This window comes from Kitasatospora hibisci (assembly GCF_043950205.1).
Classification (GTDB): domain Bacteria; phylum Actinomycetota; class Actinomycetes; order Streptomycetales; family Streptomycetaceae; genus Kitasatospora; species Kitasatospora hibisci.
The window spans coordinates 1,795,241-1,821,424 of record NZ_CP171642.1; the positions used below are offsets into that span (position 1 = coordinate 1,795,241).

Genomic DNA, 26,184 nt, shown 5'->3' on the forward strand with positions numbered 1-26,184 from the left:
CGCTCATCTCACCGGCGGGGCGGCTTCGGTGCGCGGCTCGGCGGCCATGTGCTCGCCCACCCGCTTGACCAGCAGGGCCATCTCGTAGGCGATCTGGCCGATGTCGGCCTCGGCCTCGCTGAGCACGGCCAGGCAGCTGCCGTCGCCGGCCGCGGTGATGAAGAGGAACGCCTCGTCCAGCTCCACCATGGTCTGGCGGACGCCGCCCACCTTGAAGTGGCCGCCGGCGCCCTTGGCGAGGCTGTGGAAGCCGGCCGCCACGGCGGCGAGGTGCTCGGCGTCCTCGCGGTCGAGGTCGCGGGAGGCTCCGGTGGCGAGCCCGTCGCTGGAGAGGATCACCGCGTGCCGCAGGGCCGCGACGCGCCCCACCAGGTCGTCGAGGAGCCAGTTGAGGTCCCCGGACGACTGCGTCGAAGTGGTCATGAATCAGTTCCTTCCGCTGGGGCGGGTGGTGCGGATACTGCCGGTGTTCCGGATGATGCGGGTCCTGCGGTCCGGGCCGGAGGCCCGGGGGGTCCTGAGGGCGGTGCGTACACGCGCGGTACCGGAGGCGCGGGCGGCACCCTGCGGGCGAGCGGAGCCGGGGAGCCGGCGGCGGGCGCGGGCAGCGCCGCAGGGGCGGGCGCCGGGGCGATCGCACGCCGGGACGGGTCCGGGGGCTGCCAGGCGGGCACGGCGACCGGGCGGGCCGGTGCGGGCACGGACCGGGCCGTGGCGCCGCGTCCGCGGGTGAAACCGCGCTGGAAGGACGTGAAGGCCGCCCGAGCCTCCTCCGGCGAGCGCTCCCGGGCGGTCTCGCCGGCGAGGGTGCCGGCGGTGCCGCCCGCGCTCCGTCGGGCCTCCTCCGCGGCACGCTCCTTCAGCTGCGGCGCGAGGCTGGCCTGCCGGACGCGGCGCGGCAGCACACCGGCCTTACCGGGAGCGCGGGACGCCGGCGGAGAGGAGGGCGCGGGGTCCGCCGCCGTCGCCTCGGCGAGGGCGGCCCGGCCAGGGGCCACCTCGGCGGTCGAGACGTCGGCGGACGGCGCGTCGGCGGACGGCGGCTCGGCGCGACGGTGCCGACCGGTGCCCGGCCCCTCCTCCCCGCTGCCGTCCGGGGCCGCGACCAGCAGCGGTCCGCCCTTGGTCCGGGAGCGGCGCGGCAGGCCGCCGGGGGTGCGGGCGGGCTCCGGCGCCGACGGGCGCGGACCGCCGCTCACCCGGTGCCGACCGCCCTGGCCGGAGCCGGACCCGGCGACGCGGACACCGCTGCCGGTTTCCTCCTCGCCGCTCAGCGGGGGCACCGCGACCAAATCCCGCTGGCCGCGCCGGCCCGTCGCCGGACGGCGTCCGGCGGAGGCTCCGGCAGCGGGGCCGGTTGCGGGGCCGGTTGCGGGCACGACGGCGACGGCACCTGCGCCCGATCCGGTGCCGGCGGCGGCCGGCTCCGGCATCCCGTCCGGCGCCTCCGCCAGCAGCTCGCGCGGGACCAGCACCACCGCCGTGGTGCCCCCGTACGGCGAGGGCCGCAGGTGGACGCGGATGCCGTGCCGCCGCGCGAGCCGACTGACCACGAACAGGCCCAGCCGGTCGGTGTCCGCGAGGTCGAACTCCTGCTCCACCGCGAGGCGCTCGTTGATCTCGGCGAGGGCCTGCTCGCCCAGACCGAGCCCGCGGTCGTCGATCTCCAGGGCGAAGCCGTGCGCCACCACCTCGCCCTGGACCGTCACCTGGGTGCTCGGCGGGGAGAACACCGCGGCGTTCTCGACCAGCTCGGCCACCAGGTGGGTGACGTCGGCGACCGCGCTGCCCAGCAGGCCGGTGCCGGGGAACGGCCGGACGATCACCCGGGCGTAGTCCTCGACCTCGCCGACGGCGGCGCGGACCACGTCCACCATCCGCACCGGCTTGCGCCAGGCACGCCCCGGCGAGCCGCCGGCCAGGATGATCAGGCCCTCGGCGTGCCGGCGCATACGGGTGGTGAGGTGGTCGACCTTGAAGAGGTCCTCCAGCTCCGCCGGGTCCTCGGTGCGGCGCTCCATGGTGTCCAGCAGCGTCAGCTGGCGGTGCAGCAGCACCTGGCTGCGGCGGGCCAGGTTGACGAAGACCGCCGAGACGCCGCGCCGCAGCTCGGCCTGTTCGACGGCGGCCTCGACGGCGGCCCGCTGCACGGCGTTGATCGCGCGGCCGACCTGGCCGACCTCGGCCGGGCCGAACTCCAGCTCGGGCGCCTCGACCGCGACGTCCACCGCCTCGCCGCGCCGCAGCCGCAGCATCACCGACGGCAGGCGGGTGCCGGCCAGCTCGTTGGCCGCGTTCCGCAGGCCGATCAGCTCGCGGGCGAGGCCGCGGCCGATCCGGTAGGAGATCAGCACCGACAGCACCACCGCGATCAGGCCGATCGCACCGGCGATGCCGCCGCGCCAGAGCAGGCCGATCGCGTAGGAGTGCTCGCGGTCGCCGATGGTGCCGGCCAGCCTGCTGTTGATCGCTGCGAGGTCGCCCAGCGCGCGGTCGGCGGTCTCCCGCCAGGAGTCGCCGTTGATCGCCTGGGCCACCCGCTCCGGCCCGCCCGCGCCGACGAAGTCGGCCTCGGCGCGGGCCAGCGCCGCCCAGGCCTCGCCGCCGCGCAGGGCGATGTAGTCGGCCTGGTCGACCGGCTCCAGCTCGGCGACGTAGACGGTGAAGAGCGCCTGCTGGTTGTGCAGGGCGTCCAGCGCGACCTGGTACTGCTCGGCGGTGGGCTTCCCGGGGGCGGTGCGCAGCCCCTCCATCGCCGCGTCCTCCTGCGACAGGTACTCGCGGGCGCGCGCCAGCTCGATCAGGATCGTTCCCTGCCTGGGCAGTTGGCCGCTCTGCCGGGCGACGAACGCGGACCGGAAGCCGAAGGTGGGCTTGACCAGATCGCTGTACTGCCCGAGCGCGAACTCCCAGTTGAGGGCCGAGCGGCCGATCTGGGCGCGCAGCGGGACGAGCTGGTCGGCGGCGGCGAGGATCTGCAGGTAGCGGCCGCGCTGCGCGGCGTCGAGCCGCCCGTTGCTCTCGTCCTTCTTCTGCCGCAGGGCGGCGAGGCCCCGGTCGGTGACACCCTGGGCGTACTCGAAGGCGTCCCGCGCGGACCGCGACCCCGGATCGGCCAGCCGCTGGACGGCGGCGCGCCGCTCGTTCTGCAGCGCGTAGGCGTACTGGTCGACCGGCGTCCCGAACTCCTTGTACGTACTGCTGACCTCCAACTGGCTCCAGACGTCTCCGGTGGTGGCGAGCGTCGCGTACGCCCACAGGGCGGTGAGAGCGACGATGGGCACCAGGAGCAGCGCGATGATCTTCGCGCGGATCGAGCTGCTGCGCAGACGCATGGAGTCCTCGGTCGGGAAGTGCCAGGCGCGGACGGGGAGCGGTTCGAGGAGCCGCCGGCGGGAGCCTGTGGCGGGCTGACGACATCGGGACGGCGGCGGGGAGACGGCGGACGGACGGGAAGCGGGCGGACGGACGGACGGTCGGGCGAACGGGGCGCCATGACGGGTGCATGACGGGTAGAACGCAGACGGACAAACGGCGGTACAGGCGGTGGCCGCCAGGTCGAGGGGGCCTCGTCGGGAGGTCCCGGCCTCGGGTCTGCGAGAGCCTACTACGCCCTGACCACTCGTTCGAGGGTCGAACCCGCCCTCTCCCCCCACCCCGACGCGATCATGTCCGGATCATCCCCGACGTCCCGGAATCGCCCTATCGTCCGATCCGCCCGGACCGCGCCGCCACGGCACTCGCCCAACGGGCACGTGCCGATCTCGTCGCGTCACGGTCACAACCCTGGGCAGTGACAGAGGTATCCGATAGTTTCGCTCCACCTGCCCGACCGGTCGGGGCGCCGCCGGTCCGGGCGCCCGAACGGGCCCGGCAGGCCGGGGCCGCGAACGCGATCGGGGGTACAGTGCGCGAGTTCACCTCCCCCGCACCGGCCGGACCCCCGGCCCGGGGCGGACTGGCCGACTCGCTCTACGACACCGCCGAACGCTACCCCGGGCTGGTCCAGCTGGCCCGCCGCTCCGGCAGCGACCCGCAGTGGCAGGAGGTCACCGCGCGCGCCTTCCGGGACGAGGTGATGGCGCTCGCCAAGGGCTTGCTCACCCAGGGCGTGCGGTACGGCGACCGGGTCGCGCTGATGTCCCGGACCCGCTACGAGTGGACGCTGTTCGACTACGCCCTCTGGTCCGTCGGCGCCATCCCCGTGCCGGTCTACCCCACGGCGTCGGCCGAGCAGGTCCGCTGGATCCTGGCCGAGACCCAGGCGGTGGCCTGCCTGGTCGAGGACGAGGACCACGCCATGACGGTCGGTGCCGTCTGCGACGCGCTTCCCGAGCTCACCGGCATCTGGCAGCTGGACCGGGACTGCATCGCCGCGATCACCGAGGACGGTCACGGCGTGCCCGACTCGCTCGTGCACCGCCAGCGGCTCGGCGTCACGGCCGAGAACGTCGCCACCATCGTCTACACCTCCGGCACCACCGGCCGGCCGAAGGGCTGCCTGCTCACCCACGGCGACCTGGCCACCGCGGCCGACGCCCTGCTCGACGGCTGGGGCGACGTCTTCCGGGACACCGGCGGCCCCCAACCGTCCACCCTGCTCTTCCTCCCGCTCGCGCACGTCTACGGCCGGATGGTCCAGGTGGCGGCGGTGCGCGGCGGATTCCGGATCGGCCACGTCGCCGAGGTCTCCACAGACTCCCTGCTGCCCGCGTTCGCCTCCTACCGGCCGACCTTCCTGCACATGGTCCCGTACGTCCTCGACAAGGTCTTCAACCAGGCCCGGCGGGCCGCCGAGGAGGCCGGGCGCGGCGAACTCTTCGAACAGGCCCGCCAGGTGGCCGTCGAGTGGGCCGCCGCCCGCGAGCAACGGGCGCTCGGCCGCGGCCCCGGCCCGGGCCCCAAGCTGCGGCTGCGCCACCTCGCCTACGAGCGGACGGTGTACCAGCGGCTGCGCGCCGTGCTCGGCGGCCGGGTCCGCGGGATGATGTGCGGCGGCTCCTCGCTGGGCCGGGAGTTGGGCCTCTTCTTCACCGGTGTCGGCCTCGACCTGTACGAGGGCTACGGCCTGACCGAGACCTCCGCCGCGATCACCGCCAACCCGGCGGGGCGGCAGAAGCTGGGCACGGTCGGGCAGCCGGTGCCCGGCGCCACCGTGGCCATCGCCGACGACGGCGAGGTCTGGGTGCGCGGCGCCGGCGTCTTCGGCGGGTACCTCAACCACCCGCGCTGCACGGCGGAGTCGCTCTTCGACGGCTGGTTCGGCACCGGCGACCTGGGCAGCCTCGACGAGGACGGCTACCTGACCATCACCGGCCGCAAGAAGGACCTCATCGTCACCAGCAGCGGCAAGAACCTCGCACCGACCGCCCTGGAGGAGCGGGTCCAGGCGCACCCGCTGGTCTCCCAGTGCCTGGTCGTCGGCGACGACCGCCCGTACGTGGCCGCGCTGATCACGCTCGACCCGGCGGCCCTGGCGCACTGGCTGAAGAGGCACGGCCGGGGGCAGTTGGACCCGTGGGCGGCGCTCTCCGACGAGGAGCTCCACGCGGAGATCCAACGGGCGGTCGCAGCCGCCAACACCGCCGTCTCACGGGCCGAGTCGATCCGCGCGTTCCGGCTGCTGCCAAAGGAGTTCGGCGTGGACCAGGGGCTGCTCACGCCCTCCCTGAAGCTGCGGCGGTCGGCCATCGTGGCGCACTACGGGCAGGACATCGAGGAGCTGTACGCGCCCTGACGGAGCGGGCCGCGAGGCAGCCGGCCGCAATCTCCTGACGGACCGTCTTGTTCCTTTCCCGGAAGGCACGACCGGGCACGCGGTTCGGCTTCCGTTCGGCGCTCGCTTCGTTCGCCGCACCCTTGACGATCCGAGTGGTCCAGTCCATTGTTCTACCTCGGTCTGAGTGCGGCACGCCGACGGCTCCCGCCCCTCGGGGAGCGTTCCAGCCCGTTCCACGCGCCCGCCCCAGGGACGCGCCCACGCCCCAACTCCCCCACGCAGGAGTCCCCACGTGTCCACGTCTGCACGCCCGTCCACGTCTACGGGCCCGGCTACGTCCTCACACCGGTCCACGCCCACGGGCCCGGCCACGCCGGCGCATCGGCCCGTCCGGGTGCGGCTCTCCGCACTGGCGGCCGGCGCGCTGCTCGCCGTCTGCGGCCTGGCCGCTCCCGCCTCCGCCGACGCGGCGCCCGCCGCCACCGCTCCCGTCGTCAACCTGGCCACCAACCCGGGTTTCGAGATCCCCGCCTCCCCGCTGGCGGACTGGGGCAGCATCCCCGGCTGGCGATGCACCGGCGGCCCCGCCGAGGCGGCCGTCACCGCCACGGCCCCGCACTCCGGCGGGTCCGCCCTCGCCGTGAGCCCGGCGGGCGACGACTCCAACGGCGAATGCACCCAGACCGTCTCCGTCCAACCCGACACCACGTACACCGCCTCGGCCTGGGTCCGCGGCACGTACGTCTTCCTGGGTGCCACCGGCACCGGTCGGGACGTCGCGCCCGCCTGGACCGGGAGCACGAACGGCGGCTGGCAGCAGCTCACCACCCGCTTCACCACCGGTCCGGACGTCCACACCGTCCGGCTGTACGTCCACGGCTGGTACCAGCAGGGCCCGTTCGCCGTCGACGACGTCCGGGTGGACGGTCCCGCCCCGGCACCCGCGGCCGGTGCCGGCTCGGTGCCGACGAGCGACCGGGTCGTCTTCCTCACCGTCGACGACGGCTGGCAGCGCACCCCCGAGGCGGAGGCGTTCATCACCGACCACCGGCTGCCGATCACCGCGTTCCCGCTCCCGATGCCGGCCGCCGCCGACCCCGGCTTCTTCCGCCGGGTCACCGCCGCCCCCGGCTCCTCCGTCCAGGACCACAGCGTCTCCCACCAGGACCTCTCCAAGCTCCCGCTCGCCGAGCAGCAGGTGGAGATCTGCGACGCCCGGGACTCGCTGACCCGCCTCTTCGGCGCCGCCCCGACGGTCTTCCGCCCACCGTACTTCGCCTGGAACGCCGACACCCTGCAGGCCGCCGCCAACTGCGGCATCCGCACCCTCCTGACCGCGAACGCCGACTTCAGCTGGGGTGCCTCCAACGTCTGGCACGAGGGCACCCTGTCGCCCGGCGACGTCGTCCTGCTGCACTGGACCGACACCCTCGCCACCGACCTCCAGCGGGCCCTCGCCGCCGCGCAGGCGGCCGGCCTGGAGCCGGCCGGCCTGGCCTCCCACCTTCGCTGACCCACCCGCGGGGGGGGGGGGGGGGGGGAGCCGCCGCGCCGACCGCGTGGGCCGTTGTTCCGGGGGGCGAGGGCGTGGGGAGGAGGGCCGGAGGATCCGGTTCGTTGACACGGCGCGGGCGGGGTGGCTCTAATGAGGGCGTGCAGCGTGGCGTCGGCCAAAGAGAACTGGGCCGGCCGACGGCCGGGCGAGCACCTTCACAGAGGGACGATGCGCGATGAGCACTCACTCCGCTCCCCTGATCTGACCTCGGCGGCCGCTGCGGCGTTCCCGAGCCGGTTCACCCGACCGGCCGCTGAGCCCCCTTCCGCCCGCCCGTACGCGCCGTCGGCTGTCGGCGCGGTCACGGCTGCGCAGCGGCCGGGCGCTCTGACCAACGCCGCTTGTGGCCCTCTCATCCCCATGTTTCGGAGAACCCACAGGCGTATGCCCATGTCTTTCAACCAAGCGATCATCGAGGAGTTCCGCGCCAACGCCGGGAAGGTCGGCGGCCCGTTCGAGGGCGGCGATCTCCTGCTGCTCACCACCACCGGAGCACGGTCCGGCCGCGAGCACACCGTGCCGCTCGGCTACGTCCGCGCGAAGGGGCTGCTGCTGGTCGTCGCCTCGGCGGCCGGGGCGCCGGAGCACCCCCAGTGGTACCGCAACCTGCTCGCCCACCCGGTGGTGCGGGTGGAACTCGGGACGGAGGAGTTCGAAGCCGTCGCCGTCCCGACCGAGGGTGCGCGCCGCGACCGGCTGTTCGAAGCCGTGGTCCGGGTCGCACCCGGCTACGGCGACTACCAGGCGCACACCGAACGGGTGCTGCCGGTGGTGGCGCTGGAACAGGCCGTCGCCGAGGCCGAGCCGCACGAGGTCGCCGACCTCGCCGACAAGCTGATGGAGGTCCACACCTGGCTGCGAGCCCAGTTGCGGCACGTACGGGACGAGACCGAGGCGTACTTCGCCTCCGGGACGGCGGGCGACGGACGCCCGGCCGGGCTCGGATTCCAGGTGCGGCAGCACTGCCTCGCCTTCTGCCAGGGGCTGACGCACCACCACACCGGCGAGGACGCCGCGGTCTTCCCCGCGCTGGCCCGGAGCCGTCCGGAACTGCGTCCCACTCTGGAACGCCTGGGCGAGCAGCACCGCGAGGTGGGCCGGATCAGGGACCGGCTGGTGGCGCTGCTCACCGGCATCGGCGTGGCCGACCCTCAGCGGTTCCGGGCCGAGCTGGCGCTGATGTCGGCCGAGCTGGAGGCACACCTCGACCGGGAGGAGGCCGAGCTGCTGCCCGCTCTCGCCGGCATCCCGTTCCCGCCACGGCGGTGAGGCGCTGAGGTGCTGAGGTGCTGAGGTGCTGAGGTGCCGAGGTGCCGAGGTGCCGAGGTGCTGCGATACCGAGGTGCTGAGGCGGGACCGCGGGCGCGGGCCCTCGGGGCGTGTCCGGCGGTTCCCGTCTGCGGTTCCCGTCTGCGGGGCCCGGCGGGCGCGCGGGGTCCGGCCGGGCCGGTGCCCCGGCTAGGCCTGAGCGGAGAAGACCGGGAGGTAGCCGCCCGAGTGGCCGGAGGCCCTCGGGTGGTAGCTCTCCTCGATCGGGAAGGTGGTGCTGTTCAGCCAGGTCGTGGCGGAACCGCAGATCTCGTGCTCGGTGAAGATGCTTCTGACGTCGCCGAAGGCGAAGCCGGCGTTGGCGGCACGCTTGGCGATCACGCCGTCGAGGACGTCGGCGGCGCCGTTGATGGCCTTGCGCTTGGTGTCGCCGATACCGAAGATGCAGCTGCCGCCGATCTTGTAGAGGTGGGGGTAGCCGAGCACGACCACGCGGGCGTTGGGGGCCTTGGCGTGGATCGCCGCGTAGACCTGGTCGAGCTTGCCGGGCAGGGTGTTGGTGGCGTAGGCCTTCGCCGCCTCGACCGCGTTGATGCAGGCGCTCTCAGAGTCCAGCACACAGGTCTGCATGGTGCTGGCGAAGCCGGCGTCGTTGCCGCCGACGCTGATGCTGACCAGCGTGGTGGAGGAGTTGAGGACCGAGAGCTGGTTGTTGATCACGTCGCCGGTCCGCGCGCCCGAGCAGGCGGTGAACGCGAAGGACGACGGCGCGTGGGCGTTCTTCCAGAGGTAGGCGTAGGCGTTGGTGCTCCGCTTGCAGCTCCCGCTCTCGGCGGTGTAGCTGCCGGCGCCGAGGCCGGAGGAGTAGGAGTCCCCCAGGGCGGCGTAGTTGACGCCGGCTGCGCTCGCGGAGCCGGCGGTGGAGAGGGTGGTGAGGGTGAGGAGAGCCGTGAGGGCGGCAACGGACATGGCACGGGTGGGGCGCGGCATGACACCTCCAGGGAGTGACGTGAGTCACAGATTTGATACCAGGCGGTAGGTATCGCGGGAAGTGCTCATGCCAGGGAAATTGACGGTCCATCCGGCAGACGAGGGGTGAACTGCCGTGCAGGCGAGGTTGAATGCGCTGGTCACGCCCCGGCGGCGCACTCGGCGCGGGCGGCTCGGCTCACCCGTTCGGCGGCCCGCCCTGCGGGTCGGCCGGGCGGCCCCGCAGTGGGACGGTCACCGTGACGGGTCCGGGGAAGCGCCCGGGAAGGGGTTTCCGGGGAGGGGCATCGCGGGTTCGGGTACGGGCGGCACCAGAGGAACACCGGCCACGGCATCTGCCGCGGGGTCAGGCGGAAACCGGCTCCCGGTCAGTCCCCGACGGGACGGACGGCACTCGCGCCGGCGGGGCCCGCGTCCGCGCCGGGGAACACCTCGCAGCCCTCGATCGGGAGCTCCTCGATCGCCTCGTTGGCCGCCGCCGGTACACCGAGCCGCCGGACGGCGGTCGCCACCGCCACCCGGGCCTGCCGCAGGCCGGGCGCACCCCAGCCGAGCAGCTCGACCGCGAGGCCTGGCGCGACCAGCAGCCGCCGGTAGTGCCGACCCGAAGCCGGGTCGGGTGTGCTCGGCCCGACCGCGCGCAGGACGGCGGCCATCCGGACCCGGGCACACTCGTGCCCGTTGTTGGCCGACCCCACCCGGTCGTAGAGGTAGCCGAGGTAGTGGGGCGTGCCGATCGACGCCTGGGCCTCCTCGGCCGCCTCACGGGCCAGTGCGGCGCCGGGATCGCCGCCGTCCTCGGGCTCCAGGGAGCCGCCGGGGAGGGAGACGATGCCGTCCCTGGGGTTGACCAGGGTCAGCACCCGGCCGTCGGGCGCGAACAGCCAGCCCCACGACTGCTTCACCGGCAGCCCTGCGGGCACCCGCTCACCAGGGCGCCACGGCCAGCCCGCGGTGGGACGCCGGCGCACCTTGCCGAGCAGCTCGGCGATCTCCGCGCTGTACTCGATCCGGCTCATGCGTCCCCCCTTTCGGTGTCGGGCTCGCCGGACCGGCGGTGCGCGGGGAGGGCCTGCGGTGCGCGGTTCGAGGCGGAGCGGCAGAAGCGCCGGCGTGGGGTCCGCACGCTTCTACTGTTGATCTTCCCCGAAATCTTCCCCGAACAGGCGGTCGATGAACAGTCCCCAGCGCCGCTTGGTGGACACCCGGCCGCGAATCGCCTGGTCAGGCCGGGGGCCCACCGCCGTCCCGGTCCGGGCCGTCGACCCCCGGCGGGGCATGGTCCGACGCCCCGGAGGCGGGCCCCCGGTCGGACCGCGGCGACCGGACCGGCGGAGGGTCGGGGAGCGCGAATCCCGGCAGCGGCACCGCGCCCGGAGGGTGGGGCAGGCCACGGCCGACGTCGTCGGCGAGCGCGTCGAAGACCTCCTGCGCGGTCATCGGCCGCAGTCGACCCCGCGCCAGGGCCCAGCCCCGGATCACCTGGCCGCCCGGCGCGTCCGGGTCGCCGTGCAACAGCAGCGCACCCGCACCGCCGGCGGCCGCACCCGCCGCCAGCGTGACGCAGAAGGCCTCGACGTCACGGCCCGCGCCGAGCGGGCGGCCGTCCGCGACCCGGACGTCCGCCGCCGCGGTGAGCTCCTCACCGTGCTCCGGGCCGTGGCAGCGCAGCGTGAACAGGTGGCGGCCCTCGCCCGCGCCGTCGGTCAGCGTGAGCCAGACCGCCGCCACGTACGTCATCACGGCCACCAGCCGCGGCCGGCCGAGCGGGCCGTCGCCGACCGCCGCCACCAGCGCGTCGCCGGCCACGGTGATCCGCACCCTGGCCCGGTGGTCGTCCAGCAGGACGGGCAGCAGGTCGGTCAGCCGCTCCCCCGCGTAGACGAACGGCTCCCCCGCCAGCTCCGGATCGGCCGCGTAGGCGACGCGCCCCGCGGCGCCCGCCGGATCGAACCCGAAGGCCTCGCAGTAGTCCTCGAAGTCGGGCGGGTCGAGCACCCGCAGGTGCACCTCCAGCCCCTCCGCCCGCAACGCCCTGAGCTGGGACTCCGTCCGCCGCAGGTACTCCCGGAAGGCGAGCGCCCCGAACAGGCCGTGCCGGGCCAGGCCGGCGAAGTCGGCCGCTCGGACGGCCACCGCGAGCGCCACCGGCTGCGGCGGCGGCGCACCACGCGCCCGGCCGCGCGGGCGCGGACGGCCACCCGGCCCACCCGGCCCGCCCGGCATCCGGAAGCCGCTCCACCCGGCGCCCGGCGGCCCGCCCGCAGTCCCGCCGCCCGGCGGTCGGCCGGCGCGGGGCCGCCGCGAGGCCAGCCGGACCCCCGGGCGCACACCCGCCGCGGCACCGGCACCGGCACCGGCACCGGCACGAGCCACCCGACCCGCGCGCACCCGCGACAACACCTGCTCGAACCGCACAGACACAAGCCCTCCCGTTCGGTCGCGGCCGGTCGGCCCGCGCCGCCCCGAGGCCCGAGGCCCCGGGCCGGACCGGCGGTCGCGACCGTACACACCGTCACTGACAATCCACCCCAGGCGACCACCCGGAGCCACGCGCGCGGCCACCGGGGCCTCCCGGCCGTCGACGCAGCCCGGAGGCCCCGGAGCCCGGGCACCCCTGCACCGCACCGACGGCCACGACCGTACACAAAGCCACCGACATGTCACCCTGAGCGACGGACGGCCCTCCCGGCCGGGCCGCCCCGGGGCGCCCGGGCCCGCTGTTCCGGCCGCGCTGTCAGTGCCGGGCGTTAGGGTCGGGGACCATGCGGCTGCTGCATACCTCCGACTGGCACCTCGGGCGCTCCTTCCACCGGGAGAGCCTCCACCACGCCCAACACGCCTTCCTCGACCACCTGGTGGCGGTGGTCGAGACCGAGCGCGTGGACGCCGTGCTGGTCGCCGGCGACGTCTACGACCGGGCGCTGCCGGGCCTGGACGCGGTCGCGCTCTTCGACGACGTGCTGCACCGGCTGGCCGCGCTCGGCGTGCCGACGGTGTTCATCAGCGGCAACCACGACTCGGCCCGCCGGCTCGGCGTGGGCGCCGGGCTGATCGGCCGGGCCGGGATCCACCTGCGGACCGACCCCGGCGAGTGCGCGGCGCCCGTGCTGCTCGCCGACGCGCACGGGCCGGTCGCCGTGTACGGACTGCCCTACCTGGAGCCGACGCTGGTCCGCGAGCGGTTCGGGCTGGAGCGCGGCGGCCACGCGGCCGTCCTCGGCGCGGCGATGGACCAGGTCCGGGCCGACCTCGCGGCCCGACCCGCGGGCACCCGCGCGGTGGTCCTGGCGCACGCCTTCGTCACCGGCGGCGCGCCCAGCGACAGCGAGCGGGACATCGCCGTCGGCGGCGTCGCCTCGGTGCCCGCCTCGGTCTTCGACGGCGTGCACTACGCGGCGCTCGGCCACCTGCACGGCTGCCAGACGCTCGCCCCGCACCTGCGCTACAGCGGCTCGCCGCTCGCCTACTCCTTCTCCGAGGCCCGGCAGCGCAAGACGATGTGGCTGGTCGACCTCGCCGCCGACGGCACGGTCGCCGCCGAGCGGGTCGACTGCCCGCAGCCGCGCCCCCTCGCCTGCCTGCGCGGTCGGCTCGACGAATTGCTCACCGGCGAGGCGCACGCGGCGCACGAGCAGTCCTGGGTGCAGGCCACGCTGACCGATCCGGTCCGCCCGGCCGAGCCGATGGAACAGCTGCGCCGCCGCTTCCCGCACACCCTGCAGCTGCTCTTCGACCCGGAGGAGAGCCCGGCGGTGCCGTCGCAGTCGTACGCGGCGCGGGTCAGCGGCCGCGCCGACCTGGAGATCGCCGAGGGCTTCCTGCGGCACGTCCGCCCCGGCGCCGAGCCGGGCCCGGACGAGCTGGACTGGCTGCGCGAGGGCTTCGAGACGGTCCGGGAGACCGGCGACCGGAAGGCGGAGCTGCCCCGATGAGGCTCCACCGGCTCACCGTCACCGCGTTCGGTCCGTTCGCAGGGTCCGAGACGGTCGACTTCGACGCGCTCGCCGCCGGCGGCCTCTTCCTTCTGCGCGGCGCCACCGGCGCGGGCAAGAGCAGCGTGCTGGACGCCGTCTGCTTCGCCCTCTACGGCGAGACCCCCGGCACCCGCCGGGCCAACCGGCTGCGCAGCGACCACGCCGACCCGCTGCGGCTCACCGAGGTCAGGCTGGAACTGACGCTCGGCGGGCGGCGGCTGCAGATCACCCGGCTCCCGGAGCAGCTGCGACCGAAGAAGGTCGGCAAGGGCACCACCGTCGAGCGGGCCCAGACCCTGCTCCGCGAGTGGTCCGCCGACGGCGGCGACGGCACGCCCGGCTGGCGGGCGGTCAGCAAGTCGCACCAGGAGGCCGGCGAGGAGATCCACCGGCTGATCGGGATGAGCCGGGACCAGTTCTGCCAGGTCGTGCTGCTCCCGCAGGGTGACTTCGCGCGCTTCCTGAAGGGCGACTCCGAGGAGCGCAGCAAACTGCTGCGGCGGCTGTTCGACACCGAGCGGTTCCAGCACGTCGAGTCCTGGCTGGTCGAGCAGCGCCGGGCCCAGGAGGCCGCCGTCCAGGCCGGGCGGCGCCGGCTGCGGGACTTGGCGTGCAAGGCCGAGCAGGCGGCCGGCCCGCAGGCCGAGCCGGCCGCCCCCTGGGTGCCGGCGGAGGACGAGCCCGCGCACACCGCCGCCGATCTCACCGACGGCGTGCTCGGCTGGGCCGCGGTCCTGCGCAGCGGCGCCGCCGAGCAGCTGGCCGTCGCCGACGCCGCACTGGCCGGAGCGGAGGCAGAGCACCGGCTGGCCCAGCAGGCCCTGGCCGACGCCGAGGAGCTGGCCGGACTCCAGCGGCGCCACCGGGCGGCGGCGCAGGAGGCGGCCCGGCTCGCCGAGGCCGGCCCGACCATGGAGCGCGACCGGCTCCGGCTGGCCGAGGCGCAGTCCGCCGTGGGCGTGGAGGCGGTGCTGCACCTGCGGCGGGGCGCCGCCGACGCGCACCGCGCGGCGCACGAGGAGGAGCGGCGCCGGCGGGCCGCGCTGGCCGGAGCGCCCGGCGAGGGCCCGCTGCTGGCCCGCGCGGAGACCGCGGAGCTCACCGCGGCCGAGCAGCGGTTGCGGGCCGAGGCGGTCCGGCTGGAGGCGGCCCAGGCCGAGGAGCGCCGGTGCGGGGAGCTGGTCCGCGAGCAGGGGTCGCTGGACGGGGAGCGCCGCCGGGCCGAGGAGCTGGCCGAGGAGGCGGCCGACTGGCTGGCCGACTTCGACGACCGGCTGGCCGCGCTCCAGGAGGAGCAGACCGCCGCCCGCGCGGCCGGCGCCATGGTCGAGCAGCTGGACGCCCGGCGGGCCGAGGTGACGGAGCGGCTGGACGCCGCCCGCCGCCGGGACGACCTGCGCGCGGAGATCGCGGCGGCCGAGCCGCGGGCGCTCGCGCTGCGCGCCGAGGCGCTGGACGCCCGCGAGCACGGCCAGGACGTGCGCGAGCGCAGGCTCACCGGCATGGCCGCCGAACTGGCGGCCCAGCTGCGGGCGGGCGAGGCGTGCCGGGTCTGCGGTTCGCCGGAGCACCCGGAGCCGGCCCTCCCGTCCGGTGACCAGGTCGGTGCGGAGGACGAGGAACGCGCCCTGGCCGCCCAGGCCGCGGCCGAGCAGCGGGCCGGGACCGCCGAGCGCGAGCTGGCCGGCCTGCAGGTCCGCGAGGCCGCCGCCGCGGGTGCGGCCGGCCCGGAGAGCGCGGAGGCGCTGGCCGCGGCGCTCGCCGGGGCGGACCGGGAGCGCCGGGAGGCGCTGCGCGTCGCGGAGGGGCTGGGCGCGGTCACCCGGCGGATCGAGCGGCTGGCGGAGGAGCAGGCCCGCCGGCTCGCCGCGGTGCGCGACGCCGGCGAGCGCACGGCCGTGCTGACCGACCGGATCCAGCTGCTCGCCGCCGAGCGGGAGCAGCTGACCAGGCGGGTCGCCGAAGCCCGCGACGGCGCACCCTCGGTGGCCGCCCGCGCCGCGGGCCTGGCCCGCCTCGCCGACGGCGTGGCAGCTCTCGCCGCGGCGGCCCGGGCCGGTGCGGACGCGGCCCGGCGGCTCAAGGAGGCCGACGACGAGCTGGCCCGCACGGCCGCGGACGCCGGGTTCCCGAGCCCGGCGGAGGCCGCGGCCGTCCTGCTGCCCCGGGAGCAGCGCGAGGAGTTGGAGGGTCGGCTGGAGCGGTACCGCTCGGAGCTGGCGGCGGTCGAGCGGTTGCTCGCCGAGCCGGGCCTGGCCGCGGCGGCGGCCGGCCCGCCGGCCGACGTGCCCGGTGCCCAGACCCGGCTCCGGACGGCGGTGGACCGTCTTCGCGGGGCGCACTCCGCCCAGCAGGCGGCGCGCGAGCGCTGCGCGGCGCTCGACGGGATCGGCCGGCAGCTGGCCGAGCTGGCGACGTCGCTGGCGCCGGCCCTGGCACGGTACGCCCGGATCAACCGGCTCGCCGCGCTGGCCGCCGGGACGTCGGGGGAGAACCGGCTCCGGATGCGCCTGGAGTCGTACGTGCTGGCGGCGCGGCTGGAGCAGGTCGCGGCGGCGGCCAGCGACCGCCTGGTGCGGATGTCGGGCGGCCGGTACACCCTCGTCCACAGCGACGACCGGGGCACCGGCAACAAGCGCTCGGGGCTGGCGCTGCGCGTGGTGGACGCCTGGACCGGTACCGAGCGGGACACCTCGACGCTCTCCGGCGGCGAGAGCTTCTTCGCCTCGCTCGCCCTGGCCCTGGGTCTGGCCGACGTGGTCACGGACGAGGCCGGCGGCATGCCGCTCGACACGCTCTTCATCGACGAGGGCTTCGGCACGCTGGACGAGAACACGTTGGAGGAGGTCATGGACGTCCTCGACGGCCTGCGGGAGCGAGCCCGCGCGGTCGGCATCGTCAGCCACGTCGCCGATCTGCGGAGCCGGATCCCGGCGCAGCTGCTGGTCCGCAAGGGCCGGCACGGCTCCACGCTCGCCCTGGCCGGTCGGGAGGACGCCTGACGCCGGGATTGCCGGGCGGTGCTGTCCGGCGGTGCCGTCGGGCGGTGCTGCCGCGCGGGAGGGAAGCCGGGGGCGGCGCGCCGAAAACGGGGGAACGTCCGGGGCCCCCGGACGGGACGGCGTCCGAGGGCCTGGCGGGGCCCGGCGCCCGGCCCGGGCCCGTCCCGCGGCAGCCGGTCGCGGGTGATCGGCCGGCCGGCGGGTGGTCGCGGGGTGAAGCGGGTGAGCGGCTGAAGGCTCGGCCGGGCGGTCGGCAGGACCGAGCGGTGGAGCGGTCGCGGACCGGCGGTCAGCCGGAGCAGGCGATCCGCTGGGCCTGCTGCCAGGCGCAGACCGGGCAGAGGGTGGTGCCCGGGTGGTCGGCGGGCAGTTCGGTGGGCTCGCCGCAGAGCACGCAGTCGGCGCGCGGACCGGTCGAGTCGGGGTCGTGGACCAGCGCCGCCGCCGCGCCCCCGTCGGGGGCGAGGACGCAGGTCGGGCCGCCGTCACCGGTCTCCGCTGCCGCTTCGCTCATGACGCCTTCCTACTCCGCCGTCCGGCCGGAATCAAGGCCCGGCGGCGCCCGGGGAGACCCGGCGGTCACCGCCCGGTCCGGCCGCCCGGCGGTGGTCCGGCACCCCCGGCGGTGGTCCGGGCCCCCCGGCGCCGGTCGGGCGTCCGCCACGGGTACGGTGGCCCGGTGTCCGCCACCCTGCTCCGACGCCTCGCGGCCGCCCGGGCCGCCGCCCCCAACTACCCCGAGGTGGGCGCCACCCGGGGTGCCCGGCTTCCCGCCGGGTACGCGCACCTGCGGCGGCGCATCCACCTCGGGCACGGGCCCGAGGTGCTGGAGCGGGCCGGCCGCTACGTGCTCGGCTGGGGCTGCCAGCTCGGCACCGGCTTCGCCGTCCACCCCTACGCACCGGCCGAGGAGGGCGCGACCGTCCTGCTGCGGCTGACCCTGCCCCGGCTCCGCCGACCCCGGCTGGTGATCCCCTGTCGAGTGGTGTGGACGGTGGACGAGCCGGACCGGATCGGTTTCGCGTACGGGACGCTGCCCGGCCACCCGGAGTGCGGCGAGGAGGCGTTCCTGGTCAGCATGGACGCCGACGGCGAGGTCTGGTTCGAGGTGACGGCCTTCGCCCGGCTCGCCGCCTGGTACGCGCGGCTCGGCCGCCCGGTGTCGGTGCTCTGCCAGTACCTGGCGATCGAGGGCTACCTCGTCGCGGTGGCAGCGGCCGTCGCCGACGGCTCCGCCGACCCCGCTGCCCCTGCCGCCGGCGGTCGCACTGCCGACGGCCGCGCGTAGGACGCGGCGACACCGGGACGTCGACGCAGGGGCGGGGCTGTGTCCGACCGCCGGATCAGCCGAGGAAGGACAGCCGGACCGTCCTCCGCGGGTTGTCCCCGTTGGTGTCGACCAGGACCACCGACTGCCAGACACCGAGGGCGAGTTGGCCGCCGATCACCGGCAACGTGGCGTGCGGCGCCACCAGGCCGGGGAGGACGTGGTCGCGCCCGTGGCCGGGGCTGCCGTGCCGGTGGCGCCAGCGGTCGTCGGTGGGCAGAAGCTCGCGGAGGGTCGCGAGGAGGTCGTCGTCGCTGCCCGAACCGGTCTCCAGGACGGCGATGCCGGCCGTGGCGTGCGGCACGAAGACGTTGAGCAGCCCGTCGCGCCCGGCGGCCCGCTCGTCGAGGAACGCGGCACAGCGGTCGGTGATGTCGAGTGCCACCTCGTGACTGCCCGTGGTGATCTCGAAGGTGGTGGAGTGGAAGGGGGTGGAGTGGATGTTGTCCGGCATGGGCTCATCCTCACCCAGCCGGGGTGGCTCTCCGTCCCGGCTCGCCGACTCTCCTTGCCGAGGAGGCAAGGTGCCGTAGGCTGAGAGGTTCAGACCATCCCGGGCCCGCCGCGTGCGCGCCCACGTCGGTGCCGGACCGCCCTCCCGGATCGGTCGGGCACACCGGTCCCGGGCATGCCGAAGACCCGAGGGGCCCTTGAGGCCCATCGGGTCGGATGCCGCTCGCCACGGCGACGCCGGCCGCGCCCTAGCCGCGGCCGCCGAAGAGGCTCCGGCGCAGCCGGCGCAGTGGCGCCAGCAGCGAGACCCGCGCGTGGCGGCGCGGCGCGGTCGGGGCACCGGCGCCGCGCGGCGTCAGCTCCCTTATCAGCCCGAGCGCCTCCGCGGTGTCCACCGCCGGGAGTGCGGGCGCGCCGAGCACTGCCAGGTGTCGCTCGATCCGGCGGCCGGTCGCGCCGACGCCGCACTGGACCGCCGGCACGCGGGGCCGAGTCCGCACTTGCATGTGTTCCATCAGTTTTCCCACCCCTACGAGGCGCCAGGGCCGTGAGGCGAAGACTATCCGTGACAGACGGCCTTCGCGCAACCGTCCTGGTGTGCTGCCACCGTACCGTGCGGCGTCAACTGACGACGCACCAGGGGCCACCCGTCCGGTCACGACTAGGCATCAATGATGGTGCACGACCCGCCGCCCGTCACGGGGGCGACGGAGGCACTGGCCCGGCGCCTGCCCGAGAGGCAGCGCGCCGGGCGCGCAGGGTCACCGACAGTCACGGCTCACGGCCCCCGGGCGGGCGGCGGAACCGGTGAGCGCCGGGCGCACTCCCGACCGTCACGCCGCTACGCTCCGCGACTTCCCGCTCGCTCGATCAACGACATGCACCCACGGCGTCATCAGATAGGACTATCACTTCAGGAAGTGAACACAAACGCGGGATTGACTCGGCTCCGACCTCCAAGCAATATCTTCATCGACACGCGTGGGCGCGAGCTCGCACCGCCTGCACCCAGCCGCGCGTTCGACAGATGAAGATCTCCGGCTCCCCCGAGCCACTGCCCGGCCGCCTCGACGCTGCGGCGGCCAGGCTCGGGAGGTTCCCGGACAGGCGGCCGGCCGTAGAGGGTCGGCCGGGCCGCCACCTGGCTGCCGGTGCCGCCCCGCACGGGGCCCGGCACCGGCGGTTCCGGCTCCGGGAGCGTCCCCCTCCTCGCCCCTGCGCCACCGGGCGCCCCGCGCGGATCCGCCGCCGACCGCGCTCGCTAGACTCGGCCAGCGTGCCAGTCCTCCTCAGCATCGTGCTCCCGGTCCACGGAGTGGAGCGCTACCTGCCCCGCTGCCTCGACTCGATCCTGGAAGCCACTCCCGCCGGGGAGTCCCGCTTCGAGGTGATCGCGGTCGACGACCTCTCCCCGGACCGCTGCGGCGAGATCCTGGACGAGTACGCCGCCCGCGACCGCCGGTTGCGCGTGCTGCACCTCTCCGAGAACCAGGGCCTCGGGGGCGCCCGGACGGCCGCGCTGCCCGAGGTGCGCGGCGAGTACGTCTGGTTCGTCGACAGCGACGACTGGCTGCCGGACGGCACGGTCTCGGCGCTCGTCGACGAGCTCGCCCAGGAGTCGAAGCGCGACCGGCCGACCGACGTCCTGCTCACCGACTTCGTCCACGCCTACCCGGACGGCGGGACCGAGCCCAACCCCTGGCGCCACGTGCTCGTCGGCTCCCCGCTGGCCGAGGGCGCCACCGCGGCCGAGTACCCGGCGCTGTTCCAGACCGTGATGTCGGTGTGGAACAAGGTGTTCCGCCGCGAGTTCCTGCTCGGTCTCGGCGTCTCCTTCGGGCGCGGCTTCTACGAGGACATCTCGGTCACCTACCCGGCGCTGCTGGCCGCCGAGCGGCTGCGCTACCTCGACCGCTCCTGCTACTTCTACCGGCGCGGCCGGGCCGGCGCGATCACCTCCACCGCCTCCCCCAAGCACGCCGACGCCTTCGCCCAGTACGACGCGATCTTCGCCTTCCTGGACCGCCCGGACCGGCCCGGCCGCCCGGTGTCGGAGTCGCTGCGCACCCTGGTCTTCGACCGCACCGTCCGACAGGCGCTCAACGTCTACGACACCCCCGGGCTGGTCCCGCCGGACCGGCGCAAGGACTTCTTCCGCCGGATCTCCGAGCACTTCGCCCGCCACCGCCCGGCCGGCTACCGGTTCCCGGGCGGGGTGCGCGGCGTGCAGTACCGGCTGGCCGCGCGCGGCGCACGGCGCGCGTACGCCGAGCTGCGGCGCACCGGGCGGCTGCCGCGCGAGCTCAAGCGCGGGGCGCGGGCGGTGGCGCCCGCGGTGAAGAAGGGGGTGCGCAGCAGCGCCCGGTTCACCGCGTACAACGCCTTCCGCCGGCTGCCGCTGGACGAGCACCTGGCGGTCTACGCGGCGTACTGGCACCGCGGGTACGCCTGCAGCCCGGCGGCGATCTACGAGAAGGCGAAGGAGCTGGCCCCGGACGTCCGGGGCGTCTGGGTCGTGGAGAACCGCGCCCGGGCGGCCGCGTTGCCCCCCGGCCTGCCGTACGTGATCGTCAACACCCCCGCCTACCTGAAGGCGATGGCGACCGCCAAGTACTTCGTGAACAACGTCAACTTCCCCCGGACCATGGTCAAGCGGCCGGGCACGGTGCACGTCCAGACCCAGCACGGCACACCGCTGAAGGCGATGGGCATGGACCTGAGGGACCACCCGGTGGCCGCCGACGGGATGGACTTCGACCTGCTGCAGGAGGCCGTCGACCGCTGGGACTTCCTGGTCTCGTCCAACCCGCACACCAGCGAACACTTCGCCCGCGCCTTCCCGGGCCGGTACGAGATGCTGGACACCGGCTACCCGCGCAACGACCGACTGGCGAACGCCGGGCCGGCCGAGGTGGCCGGGATGCGCGAACGGTTCGGGCTGGTTCCCGGGCGCACCGCGGTGCTGTACGCGCCCACGCACCGCGAGGGTCGGGGCGGCTACGTTCCGCTGCTGGACGTGCGCGAGCTGGCCCGGCGGCTGGGCCCGGGTTTCACGCTGCTGGTCCGCACCCACTACTTCCACACCGGCGGCCCGGGTGACCTGGCGGCGGGCGAGGGCGCGGCGGAGATCGTGGACGTCTCCGCGCACCCGACCGTGGAGGACCTCTACCTGGCGGCGGACGTGCTGGTCACGGACTACTCGTCGATGATGTTCGACTACGCCGTGCTGGACCGGCCGATCGTGGTGTTCGCGCCGGACTGGGAGGAGTACAAGCGGAACCGCGGCGTCTACTTCGACCTGTTCGCCGAACCGCCGGGTGCGGTGACGGTGGACGCGGACGGGCTGGCGGCGGCGCTGCTGGCGGGCGACCCGGAGCCCGGGGCGCGGGCGAGGTTCCGGGAACGGTTCTGCCCGTGGGACGACGGCGGGGCCGCCGAGCGGGTGGTCCGCCGGGTGTTCCCCGTCAGGGGCTGAGCGGCGGGCCCCGGGTCGCCCCGGGGCCCGGCCGGGACGGCCTCAGCCCTGGCGGGCGGCCAGGAACTCGTCGAAGGTGAGCTCGCCGTCGTGGTTGGTGTCCATCTGCTTGATGATGGCCTCGGCCACCGAGATCGACGTGGTCAGGTCGCCGAGCTCGCGCGCGACCAGAGCGTACTCGGCGGCGGTGATGCGGCCGTCGCCGTTCACGTCGAACCGGTCGAAGGCCTCGCGGATGTTGTCGACGTCTGCCATGGGACCCCTCCTGAGGGAACTGAACGCTGCTGGGCTTCTGAACTGCTGAAACGCCGATCCGTCGGTCGATCGATCGGCCGGCCCACCGATCGGGCGATGCTCCGGTCACGGAGATCCGCCGATCGGGACGACCCGCTGATCGAAAAACACCTGATGATGTGCGTTTCGCTACGACGGCCGTACCCTACCCGGCCGTGGTGAGCGCCACGGTTGCCGGGAGTGGACGGGTTCGGGGGTGGGTGTCGTAGTCTGCGGGTCTGATTCCCGGCCCGGCCGGGGACGCACCGATCGTCGACCGTCCAGGCCCGGGCTTTCCTCGGGCGTGCACGTCCTGGGAGGGACCATGCTCGATCTTGTCACCAAGCTGGTGCTGAAACCGCTCGCGCGGGGGATCTGGCGGCCGAACATCGAGGGCCTGGAGAACGTGCCGCGCAAGGGCGGGGTCATCCTGGCCAGCAACCACCTCTCCTTCATCGACAGCGTGGTGATCCCGCTGACCGCGCCGCGCCGGGTGCACTTCCTGGCCAAGGCCGAGTACTTCACCGGCGCCGGCATGAAGGGCGCGCTGTCCAAGGGCTTCTTCGAGGCGATCGGCGCGGTGCCGGTCGAGCGCGGCACCTACCGCTCGGCGCAGGCCTCGCTGGAGTCGGCGCTGGCGATCCTGGAGGACGGCAAGGCCTTCGGGATCTACCCCGAGGGCACCCGCTCGCTCGACGGCCGCCTCTACCGGGGCAAGACCGGGGTGGCCTGGCTGGCCCTGACCGCGGGCGTCCCGGTGGTGCCGGTGGCGCTGGAGGGCCCCGAGCAGATCCTGCCGATCGGCAAGCGCGTCCCCCGGCTCAAGAAGGTGACGGTCCGTTTCGGCGAGCCGCTGCACTTCGACGAGCTGCACGGCCAGGCCCGCTCGCTCAAGGCCCGCCGACAGGTCACCGACGAGGTGATGCGGGCGATCCAGCAGCTCTCCGGCCAGGAGGTCGTGGAGAGCTACAACGAGATCCCCAAGGCGGCCTGAGCCCGTCGGCGGCCGGGGCCCTCGTCCCGGCCCCGGTCCGTCGGCAGCCCGAGCCCCGCTCTCCGGCCCGCGCCCGTCCTCGGCCCGAACCCCCGGTCGCTCAGACGCGGCCGAGCTGGACGGCCGGCACCTCGCGCCGCAGCAGCGCCGCGTACCGGCCGTCGGCCCCGACCAGCTGGTCGTGGGTGCCCAGCTCGACCACCCGGCCGCGGTCCAGGACGACGATCTGATCGGCGGACCGGACCGTCGAGAGCCGGTGGGCGATGGTGATGGTGGTCCGCCCCGCCGCCAGCGTGTCGATGGCCTGCTGGACGGCGTGTTCGGTCCGGTTGTCGAGCGCGCTGGTGGCCTCGTCCAGGATCAGCACCGGCGGGTTGCGCAGGATGGTCCGGGCGAGCGCGAGCCGCTGCTTCTCCCCTCCCGAGAAGCGGTAGCCGCGCTCGCCGACCAGGGTGTCGTAGCCGTCCGGGAGCCCGGCGATGGTGCCGTGGATCTGCGCGGCCTCGGCCGCGGCGACCAGTTCGGCGTCGGTGGCGTCCGGCTTGGCGAAGCGCAGGTTGTCGGCGACCGACGCGTGGAAGAGGTAGGTCTCCTGGGAGACCACGCCGACCGCCCGGGACAGCGAGTCGAAGGAGAGCTCGCGGACGTCGACTCCGTCGATGGTGACCCGGCCCCCGGTGACGTCGTAGAGGCGGGGCACCAGGTAGCTGAGCGTCGTCTTGCCGGAGCCGGTCTCACCGACGACGGCGAGCGAGCTCCCGGCCGGGACCTTGAGCTCGACGCCGGCGAGGGTGGGCCGCTCCTGGTCCGGGTCGTAGCGGAAGTCGACGCCCTCGAACCGGACCTCGCCGGTGATCCGCTCCAGCTCGACCGGCCGCTCCGGCTCCGCGATCTCGACCGGCAGGTCCAGGTACTCGAAGATGCGGTGGAACAGCGCCAGCGACGTCTGCACCTGCACGCCGGTGGAGAGCAGGCTGACGGTGGGCCGGAACAGGCCCTGCTGGAGCGAGACGAAGGCGACCAGGGTGCCGACCGAGACGATCGGCGAGCCGCCGGCCGCGGCCAGGCCGGCCGCCCAGTAGATCACCGCGGGCATCGCGGCCATCACGATCTGGATGGTGTTCATCCGCCAGCGCCCCGCCATGCTGGCGCGCACCTCCAGCTCGGCCAGCTCGTCGGACTGGCCGGTGAACTCCTTGGCCAGCGAGTCGGAGCGGCCCATGGTGCGGCCGAGCAGGATTCCGCTGACCGAGAGGGACTCCTGCACCGCCGAGCTCATCGCGGCGAGCTGCTTCTGCCGCTCGGTGGTGATCTTCTTCCGCTCGTTGCCGACCCGCCGGCTGATCCAGACGAAGACGGGCAGGAGCAGCAGCGAGACGACGGTGAGCCGCCAGTCCAGCGCGACCATGGCCACGACGGAGGCGATGACGGAGGTGAAGTTGGACACCAGCGAGGTCGCCGTCGAGGTCACGGTGGACTGCATGCCGCCGATGTCGTTGGCGATCCGGGACTGCACCTCGCCGGTGCGGGTGCGGGTGAAGAAGGCCAGCGACATCCGCTGGAGGTGGCCGTAGACGGCGGTGCGCAGGTCGTGCATGACGCGCTGGCCGACGGTGGTGGAGATCAGCGTCTGCAGCACGTTGAAGATGCTGTTCACCACGGCGGCGGCGACCATGCCGAGCGCGAGCAGGCTGAGCAGGCCGGTGCGGCCCTGCGGGATGGCCGTGTCCAGGACGGCCCTGAGCAGGAACGGCGATATCACCGACACCACGGCGGAGGCCGCCACCAGCAGCCCGACCGCGGCGAGCCGGCCCGTGTACGGGCGGAACAACGCGAGGATGCGGCGCCACTGGGCCGGCGGGCGGGGCTCGTCCTCGGCGCGGGCGGGCGGGGTCCATCGGATGCCGTCGGGCCTCAAGGGCAGACCTCCCAGGGTCGGACGCGCGGGCGGCGCGCGGCGGGCGCGGCAGCGCGCACCCGCGCGGAGGGCATGGCACCGCGCGGGCGGCACGCGGCGGGCATGGCGGTGCAGCGGACACCGGCATGGCGAGCATAGCTCATAGTTAGCGAAGCTAATAGTGAGGCTCGCTCTATTCCCGCCGCACCGGGCCCGCCACGCCGGCGGGTCCGCTGCGCCGCGGCGCCCGCACCGGACCGCAGCCCCGGGGGGCGGGGCCGCACTCCCGTCGCGAGCGTCTCCCGACTCAGTCGGTCCGGTAGGTCCGCGCCGCCTTCGAGGAGAGTCCGCCGAGCTTGCCGGAGGGCAGCAGGCGGGCGATCGCCACGGCGATCTTGTACCGCTTGCCCGGCACGGACAACGAACGGCCGCGGGCGAGGTCCCGCATGGCCTCCTCGACCACCCGCTCGGCCGACAGCCAGCCCCAGGACGGGATGTTGCCGGTGCCCATGCCCGCCCGCTGGTGGAACTCGGTCCGGGTGAAGCCCGGGCAGAGCGCCATCAGCCGCACACCGGTGCCGCCGAGGTCGCGCATCACGCCCTGGGTGAAGCTCACCACCCACGCCTTGCTCGCGCCGTACGTGCCGCGCGGCAGGAAGGCCGCCACCGAGGCGACGTTGACGATCGCGCCGCGCCGCCGCTCGCGCATCCCGGGCAGAGCGGCCGTGGTCAGCCGGAGGACCGCCTCCACGTGGACCTTCAGCATGTCCAGCTCGTCCTGGAGCGGGACGGTGAGGAATGCCCCCTTGTTGCCGAAGCCTGCGTTGTTCACCAGCAGGTCCACCGGGCGGGCGGCGTCCGACAGCCGCGCCTCCACGGCGGCGATGCCCTCCTCGGTGGCGAGATCGGCGGTGAGCACCTCGGCATCGGTGCCGTACTTGTCGTGCAGGTCGGCGGCGGAGCTCTCCAGCCGTCCGGTGTCCCGGGCCACCAGGACGAGCCGGTAGCCGCTCCGGGCGAGCCGGCGCGCGAACGCGGCTCCGATGCCGGCGGTCGCGCCGGTGATCAAGGCAGTGGTCATGCACCCGACCGTACCGACTCACCGGCGGCCAGGGGTACCGCTCCGCGGCACCGGAGCATCGTGGGCCTCCTCCGGCCCGGCGGACGGGCGGTTCGCAACCGAGCGCATCCGGGAACGGGCTCCGCCCCGCACCGCCGGTCACGCAGAGTGCCCCCTTTGCGCCGGACAGTTC

The 26,184-nt window shown here is 75.0% G+C and carries 19 protein-coding genes; 8 read left to right on the forward strand and 11 right to left on the reverse strand.

Annotated features, from left to right (window positions below; genetic code table 11):
* Positions 1-3: 3 nt before the first annotated feature.
* The gene (locus ACF9IK_RS07670; protein ID WP_313766401.1) at positions 4-423 is read right to left on the reverse strand and encodes a roadblock/LC7 domain-containing protein; all 420 of its coding nucleotides are present in this window, start codon (positions 421-423) and stop codon (positions 4-6) included.
* Positions 420-3,335: a sensor histidine kinase gene (locus ACF9IK_RS07675; protein ID WP_395293484.1), complete on the reverse strand. Its 2,916-nt coding sequence runs from the start codon at positions 3,333-3,335 to the stop codon at positions 420-422. The genes ACF9IK_RS07670 and ACF9IK_RS07675 overlap by 4 nt, the downstream gene beginning before the upstream one ends.
* Positions 3,336-3,907: 572 nt before the next feature.
* Here ACF9IK_RS07675 and ACF9IK_RS07680 point away from each other — a divergent pair.
* From ACF9IK_RS07680 to ACF9IK_RS07690, 3 genes are all read left to right on the forward strand, one after another.
* Entirely contained in the window at positions 3,908-5,737 is a 1,830-nt protein-coding gene (locus ACF9IK_RS07680) for an AMP-dependent synthetase/ligase (RefSeq protein ID WP_395293485.1), read from the forward strand.
* Between the two features lie 376 nt (positions 5,738-6,113).
* Complete coding sequence (locus ACF9IK_RS07685; RefSeq protein ID WP_395293486.1) at positions 6,114-7,232, forward strand: polysaccharide deacetylase family protein; 1,119 nt, start codon at positions 6,114-6,116, stop codon at positions 7,230-7,232.
* Between the two features lie 426 nt (positions 7,233-7,658).
* Positions 7,659-8,543 carry a nitroreductase/quinone reductase family protein gene (locus tag ACF9IK_RS07690; protein WP_395293487.1) on the forward strand — a complete coding sequence of 295 codons (885 nt, stop codon included), beginning with the start codon at positions 7,659-7,661 and terminating at the stop codon, positions 8,541-8,543.
* A 189-nt stretch (positions 8,544-8,732) separates the two neighbouring features.
* Here the strand turns inward: ACF9IK_RS07690 and ACF9IK_RS07695 are convergent, their stop codons facing one another.
* The 3 genes from ACF9IK_RS07695 to ACF9IK_RS07705 form a co-directional block, all read right to left on the reverse strand.
* Entirely contained in the window at positions 8,733-9,533 is an 801-nt protein-coding gene (locus ACF9IK_RS07695) for an SGNH/GDSL hydrolase family protein (RefSeq protein ID WP_395293488.1), read from the reverse strand.
* A gap of 368 nt (positions 9,534-9,901) precedes the next feature.
* Complete coding sequence (locus tag ACF9IK_RS07700; RefSeq protein ID WP_395293489.1) at positions 9,902-10,552, reverse strand: NUDIX domain-containing protein; 651 nt, start codon at positions 10,550-10,552, stop codon at positions 9,902-9,904.
* Positions 10,553-10,757: 205 nt separating this feature from the next.
* Positions 10,758-11,669, reverse strand: a complete 912-nt coding sequence (locus ACF9IK_RS07705) for a hypothetical protein (RefSeq protein ID WP_395293490.1) — start codon at positions 11,667-11,669, stop codon at positions 10,758-10,760.
* A 629-nt stretch (positions 11,670-12,298) separates the two neighbouring features.
* On the opposite strand from ACF9IK_RS07705, the gene ACF9IK_RS07710 reads away from it, so the two are divergent.
* On the forward strand, positions 12,299-13,468 hold the full coding sequence (locus tag ACF9IK_RS07710; protein ID WP_395293491.1) for an exonuclease SbcCD subunit D: 1,170 nt from the start codon (positions 12,299-12,301) through the stop codon (positions 13,466-13,468).
* Entirely contained in the window at positions 13,465-16,512 is a 3,048-nt protein-coding gene (locus tag ACF9IK_RS07715; protein ID WP_395293492.1) for an AAA family ATPase, read from the forward strand. Before ACF9IK_RS07710 ends, ACF9IK_RS07715 begins: the two co-directional genes overlap by 4 nt.
* Positions 16,513-16,801: 289 nt before the next feature.
* On the opposite strand, the gene ACF9IK_RS07720 is transcribed toward ACF9IK_RS07715, so the two are convergent.
* Positions 16,802-17,026 carry a hypothetical protein gene (locus ACF9IK_RS07720; protein ID WP_395293493.1) on the reverse strand — a complete coding sequence of 75 codons (225 nt, stop codon included), beginning with the start codon at positions 17,024-17,026 and terminating at the stop codon, positions 16,802-16,804.
* Between the two features lie 165 nt (positions 17,027-17,191).
* On the opposite strand from ACF9IK_RS07720, the gene ACF9IK_RS07725 reads away from it, so the two are divergent.
* Positions 17,192-17,800 carry a DUF1990 family protein gene (locus ACF9IK_RS07725; RefSeq protein ID WP_395293494.1) on the forward strand — a complete coding sequence of 203 codons (609 nt, stop codon included), beginning with the start codon at positions 17,192-17,194 and terminating at the stop codon, positions 17,798-17,800.
* Between the two features lie 55 nt (positions 17,801-17,855).
* Here the strand turns inward: ACF9IK_RS07725 and ACF9IK_RS07730 are convergent, their stop codons facing one another.
* Entirely contained in the window at positions 17,856-18,293 is a 438-nt protein-coding gene (locus ACF9IK_RS07730; protein WP_395293495.1) for a YjbQ family protein, read from the reverse strand.
* A 247-nt stretch (positions 18,294-18,540) separates the two neighbouring features.
* Positions 18,541-18,807, reverse strand: a complete 267-nt coding sequence (locus ACF9IK_RS07735; protein ID WP_395293496.1) for a hypothetical protein — start codon at positions 18,805-18,807, stop codon at positions 18,541-18,543.
* A gap of 761 nt (positions 18,808-19,568) precedes the next feature.
* On the opposite strand from ACF9IK_RS07735, the gene ACF9IK_RS07740 reads away from it, so the two are divergent.
* Positions 19,569-21,767, forward strand: a complete 2,199-nt coding sequence (locus ACF9IK_RS07740; RefSeq protein WP_395293497.1) for a bifunctional glycosyltransferase/CDP-glycerol:glycerophosphate glycerophosphotransferase — start codon at positions 19,569-19,571, stop codon at positions 21,765-21,767.
* Between the two features lie 42 nt (positions 21,768-21,809).
* On the opposite strand, the gene ACF9IK_RS07745 is transcribed toward ACF9IK_RS07740, so the two are convergent.
* Positions 21,810-22,022: an EF-hand domain-containing protein gene (locus tag ACF9IK_RS07745; RefSeq protein WP_395293498.1), complete on the reverse strand. Its 213-nt coding sequence runs from the start codon at positions 22,020-22,022 to the stop codon at positions 21,810-21,812.
* 343 nt (positions 22,023-22,365) lie between these two features.
* On the opposite strand from ACF9IK_RS07745, the gene ACF9IK_RS07750 reads away from it, so the two are divergent.
* Complete coding sequence (locus ACF9IK_RS07750) at positions 22,366-23,034, forward strand: lysophospholipid acyltransferase family protein (protein ID WP_395293499.1); 669 nt, start codon at positions 22,366-22,368, stop codon at positions 23,032-23,034.
* A 100-nt stretch (positions 23,035-23,134) separates the two neighbouring features.
* Here ACF9IK_RS07750 and ACF9IK_RS07755 read toward each other — a convergent pair whose 3' ends face one another.
* Together ACF9IK_RS07755 and ACF9IK_RS07760 are read right to left on the reverse strand one after the other, a co-directional pair.
* Positions 23,135-24,952, reverse strand: a complete 1,818-nt coding sequence (locus ACF9IK_RS07755; RefSeq protein ID WP_395293500.1) for an ABC transporter ATP-binding protein — start codon at positions 24,950-24,952, stop codon at positions 23,135-23,137.
* A gap of 286 nt (positions 24,953-25,238) precedes the next feature.
* Entirely contained in the window at positions 25,239-26,012 is a 774-nt protein-coding gene (locus ACF9IK_RS07760; protein WP_395293501.1) for an SDR family NAD(P)-dependent oxidoreductase, read from the reverse strand.
* Positions 26,013-26,184 lie beyond the last annotated feature (172 nt).

Excerpts from the sequence above, each read along its gene's own strand:
- ACF9IK_RS07720 (WP_395293493.1), bottom strand. The coding sequence starts at position 17,026 with ATGAGCGAAGCGGCAGCGGAGACCGGTGACGGCGGCCCGACCTGCGTC.
- ACF9IK_RS07750 (WP_395293499.1), top strand. The coding sequence starts at position 22,366 with ATGCTCGATCTTGTCACCAAGCTGGTGCTGAAACCGCTCGCGCGGGGG.
- ACF9IK_RS07730 (WP_395293495.1), bottom strand. The coding sequence starts at position 18,293 with ATGCCGGACAACATCCACTCCACCCCCTTCCACTCCACCACCTTCGAG.
- ACF9IK_RS07735 (WP_395293496.1), bottom strand. The coding sequence starts at position 18,807 with ATGGAACACATGCAAGTGCGGACTCGGCCCCGCGTGCCGGCGGTCCAG.
- ACF9IK_RS07715 (WP_395293492.1), top strand. The coding sequence starts at position 13,465 with ATGAGGCTCCACCGGCTCACCGTCACCGCGTTCGGTCCGTTCGCAGGG.
- ACF9IK_RS07710 (WP_395293491.1), top strand. The coding sequence starts at position 12,299 with ATGCGGCTGCTGCATACCTCCGACTGGCACCTCGGGCGCTCCTTCCAC.
- ACF9IK_RS07690 (WP_395293487.1), top strand. The coding sequence starts at position 7,659 with ATGCCCATGTCTTTCAACCAAGCGATCATCGAGGAGTTCCGCGCCAAC.
- ACF9IK_RS07695 (WP_395293488.1), bottom strand. The coding sequence starts at position 9,533 with ATGCCGCGCCCCACCCGTGCCATGTCCGTTGCCGCCCTCACGGCTCTC.
- ACF9IK_RS07675 (WP_395293484.1), bottom strand. The coding sequence starts at position 3,335 with ATGCGTCTGCGCAGCAGCTCGATCCGCGCGAAGATCATCGCGCTGCTC.
- ACF9IK_RS07760 (WP_395293501.1), bottom strand. The coding sequence starts at position 26,012 with ATGACCACTGCCTTGATCACCGGCGCGACCGCCGGCATCGGAGCCGCG.
- ACF9IK_RS07670 (WP_313766401.1), bottom strand. The coding sequence starts at position 423 with ATGACCACTTCGACGCAGTCGTCCGGGGACCTCAACTGGCTCCTCGAC.
- ACF9IK_RS07745 (WP_395293498.1), bottom strand. The coding sequence starts at position 22,022 with ATGGCAGACGTCGACAACATCCGCGAGGCCTTCGACCGGTTCGACGTG.
- ACF9IK_RS07700 (WP_395293489.1), bottom strand. The coding sequence starts at position 10,552 with ATGAGCCGGATCGAGTACAGCGCGGAGATCGCCGAGCTGCTCGGCAAG.